Source organism: Staphylococcus pasteuri (genome assembly GCF_003970495.1).
Taxonomy (GTDB): Bacteria; Bacillota; Bacilli; order Staphylococcales; family Staphylococcaceae; genus Staphylococcus; species Staphylococcus pasteuri.
Map to the genome: position 1 here is coordinate 1 of NZ_RXWW01000046.1, position 3576 is coordinate 3576.

General features: G+C 26.9%; 4 protein-coding genes. 2 read left to right on the forward strand and 2 right to left on the reverse strand.

Annotated features, from left to right (window positions below; translation table 11 throughout):
* Positions 1-462: 462 nt before the first annotated feature.
* Positions 463-867, forward strand: a complete 405-nt coding sequence (locus CD121_RS07360; protein ID WP_126567731.1) for a PBECR4 domain-containing protein — start codon at positions 463-465, stop codon at positions 865-867.
* A gap of 294 nt (positions 868-1161) precedes the next feature.
* On the opposite strand, the gene CD121_RS07365 is transcribed toward CD121_RS07360, so the two are convergent.
* Together CD121_RS07365 and CD121_RS12410 are read right to left on the reverse strand one after the other, a co-directional pair.
* A complete protein-coding gene (locus tag CD121_RS07365; RefSeq protein WP_126567734.1) occupies positions 1162-1860 on the reverse strand; it encodes a hypothetical protein in 699 nt (232 codons plus the stop codon).
* Positions 1861-1877: 17 nt separating this feature from the next.
* A complete protein-coding gene (locus tag CD121_RS12410; protein WP_246456627.1) occupies positions 1878-2411 on the reverse strand; it encodes a hypothetical protein in 534 nt (177 codons plus the stop codon).
* Between the two features lie 539 nt (positions 2412-2950).
* On the opposite strand from CD121_RS12410, the gene CD121_RS07375 reads away from it, so the two are divergent.
* Positions 2951-3247 carry a hypothetical protein gene (locus CD121_RS07375; RefSeq protein WP_031464185.1) on the forward strand — a complete coding sequence of 99 codons (297 nt, stop codon included), beginning with the start codon at positions 2951-2953 and terminating at the stop codon, positions 3245-3247.
* Positions 3248-3576: the final 329 nt, after the last annotated feature.

A 3576-nucleotide genomic window follows, 5' to 3' on the forward strand; every position in this document is an offset into this window, starting at 1 on the left:
GAACTTATGTATGAATAAAGTAGTACTTTTAAATTTGAGAATTATATGATTATAGAACTTAATAATATTTATTATTAAGGGTTTTCTAACAAATAATACAAAAAAATAATAAAATTAATTGAACTACAAAGACGTTTTATTGATTAATCTAGTGTTATTAATGAATAATATAATTAGAAGAATATTAAAATTATATACAAAATCATTAAATATATTTACAAAAGTTAAAAAAGGTATTATAGTTGATGATGAAGAAAGTCAACTCTCGAACTCGTTCTTTCTTCTGTGATCACATATCTAACGTATATAGTTGGAGTGGACTATATAGCCTGTTAGGTGGCCTTATAACCTAACACTAATCCCGGCAATTGATACCCTTTTTGCCCCCCACTCGTTACATAAGTCCTACATATTGTGGGACTATTTTTTTATAAATAAACATATAAGGAGAGCATTTGTTAAATGAATAAATATTATAAAATACAAAGTATAAATGATATTAATTTACAAATGCTGCTTTCAGATTACATAGAAAATTTTACAAAACAAAAATTGATAATCACAACTACATATAGTAAATTAGAAAAAATTGAAGTTCGATTTAATAAAAGAGATATTCATCATTTATTAGGATTTCACAAAGTTCAAAATAAGAATAATAATGCTACAAAGACTCTACAAAACATCTTAGAAGGTAAATTGACAATCGATAAAATTAAAGAACATCATAACTTTGGAGAAATACGAAATAGATTATTAAATTATAATTTTTTACATGAATGCTTTTTAGATAAAAAGATAAAATTATGTGTAATTCCGAAAGAAAATAGTAAAAATCCCCAAAAGTTATCCATCGTTTTTTATTGATTACTTTAGAAATATAAATATGCTTATAGGTCTTAAAAAGGACCATTCAAATACATACTATATTCCAGCAACTATGTATCAAATTAATAATTCTAGTATTTATAATCGTACTAAAAGAACAAGAATTACTAACATAGAATGGGAAAATTATTAAATATTAATAATAATTTAAACAGTTAGCACACGGACAAGTTAAATATCTCATCTTAAACGTCACTCATTGAGTGGCGTTTTTTTGACAATTGGAAAGTGAAAAAATAATAAGGGTAGGTGGACTACCCTAAATTTATTAAATTAATGTGCATCAGCATATGCTTGCGCTTCAGCCATTTCTGCATCTGTGAAATCTCTAGGTGATTTACCTGTTTCCTCTTTAATTTGCATAAGTGAACGAGGATATGATGAATCTGATGATTGAACATCATTTGTGTAATCTGTATCATCAGTATCTTCATCAGGTTCGAAGTCTTCTTCATATGGTCGATCATATACTGATTTTTCTTGACCGCTTTCAACTCTTAAAGAACTTTCATAAGCTGCACTAGCAGGACCTTCCATAACGTTACCTTGAGGGATAACACCATTAGCTACCGCGTTATTATAAGCTTTGATTTTATCTGTTTCGCTATAATTACCATAGATAACTGATTCAAGAGTACCTCTATCTTTGATATTTGTTACATCAACACTTTGTGCATTTTGAGATTTTTCATTTGATGAGTTATCTTGAGCATCTGATTCATTATCATTGTTCTCGTTGTCTTGTTCTTCAGTAGAACTATCTTCTTGTGTAGACTTGTTATCTTCATTCTCTTGAGTTTTCTTTTCTTCTTTAGACTTTTTATCCTCTTTGGATTTACTGTCTTTTTTATCTTCTGATTTCTTTTCAGTAGTGCTTTCTGATTTTTTATTCTCATCTTCCTTAGTGTCATCTTGACTACAAGCACTTAATACAAGTGTAGTTGCAAATAATGTTCCTAATAACTTTTTCATATATACTCCTTTTTAATTTATTTATTAGCTATTTGTTTTAACAACTTAATAATTTCATCATTTTGTTGTAATACTTTATTATTTTGATTTAATAGATCATTATGTTGTTTAATAAGAGTATCTAGTTGCGCAATTTGAACAAAGTTTTGCTTTTGTTGAGACATATAGTAATTATATGTAGCTTGTTTTTCCATGTTAAAAGTTATTTTTCCAAAAGCATGATAAAAATTATCGAAATTAGCATCTATCTTTTGTTTATTAAATGCTTTTTTAGTAGTATCAGTTGGTTCGTTAATACCTTGAGTTTTAAAGAACTTGTTCAATTTGTCATTATTGGCTTTTACAAATGCATTTTCATGCGTTGGATCAATTTCTTTAACTTTTGATGTAATAGTTGAAATACATTTATCTTTATCTTGATTATAAAGGTCGATGTACTCTCTCTTTTCATTAACAGATAAATTATCCCAGTAACCTTTTTCAGTTTTATCTAATTTAGACTTAATATCTGCTTCTCTCATACTTTCTCTAAATCCTAATACTTCGTTCATATGTATTCTTCCTTATTCTATATTTTTATATTCAAATACTCGTAATGGCTCAAACTGAATAACATAATTACCATGTCGAATATATAAATAATTTTATCATTTTACTAATTTAAAATGTATAATGTATAAAAAATATTAAATTATTAATTATTTTAAGACGCTGAGAGAGGCTCTGTGTTGCAGTGAGAAATAAAAAGACGGATAACTGTATTAAAAAAAGCCACCACACATTAAGTGTAGTGACTGCATACAATCAGATTATTGATTATTTCAAGTGTAGAAAAGTACATTATAAACCAAAAGAGTGATTGAAGTTGTTTCTTAAAAAATTAGGAACAAGCTCAAACCAAAAGCACAATATATACCAACCTTTTATTGATTGGTACATCTTTATTATAACATAAATTAATACCAGGTACTAATTAAAATCAAGGTATGCAAAACTATTTCTAATGTGTATAATTAATTTATTGCAATAAAAAATATAATAGATAAATTGTTATATTGTGTAAAAAATAAAAGTATTAGGAGTGATCAGAATGAGTGGTTGGAGTCGTTGTCCTAGATGTGGATCAGGGGCAGTTAGAGTAAAAGATAGTGGATATGGAATCGGTTGTTTGAGTTATTTGCTTGGGGCCATGTATGTGTTCACGGGACTTATGATATTGGTAGCAATAATTTCTGGTAATATTATTAATTCGCCTTTGAGTACACTTTTTAGTATTTTAATACTTATTGGTATCATAACGCTTTTAAGAAAACTTAAAAGCAAATCTAGTGGTGAAAAGAAAACTGAATTATATTGTAAATCATGTGAATATCATTTCACTAACTAATATGAAATAGTTATCTCACGCATACGGGAATGAATACGTATATGTTGCCACAGATTTATGTTTTTTTTCAATTTTAACATTTCATCGTTACTATATATCGTATTTTGATATACTATTCTAATGACATAATTATGACATAACAGAATAAAAAAACTAAAAATAGCAGGGACATTCAAAATTGTAAATGTTGATATTATAGGCTTTTAGCTCTCTATTTATACCTATTTCATATGATACTTAATGCCAGGTATGACGTAAATTAAATAAAAGATAATAATAAATTTTAAAATGTCATCAAATAGAAATCTATCAAAAAAACTTTCTAGTAG

Excerpts from the sequence above, each read along its gene's own strand:
- CD121_RS12410 (WP_246456627.1), bottom strand. The coding sequence starts at position 2,411 with ATGAACGAAGTATTAGGATTTAGAGAAAGTATGAGAGAAGCAGATATT.
- CD121_RS07375 (WP_031464185.1), top strand. The coding sequence starts at position 2,951 with ATGAGTGGTTGGAGTCGTTGTCCTAGATGTGGATCAGGGGCAGTTAGA.
- CD121_RS07365 (WP_126567734.1), bottom strand. The coding sequence starts at position 1,860 with ATGAAAAAGTTATTAGGAACATTATTTGCAACTACACTTGTATTAAGT.
- CD121_RS07360 (WP_126567731.1), top strand. The coding sequence starts at position 463 with ATGAATAAATATTATAAAATACAAAGTATAAATGATATTAATTTACAA.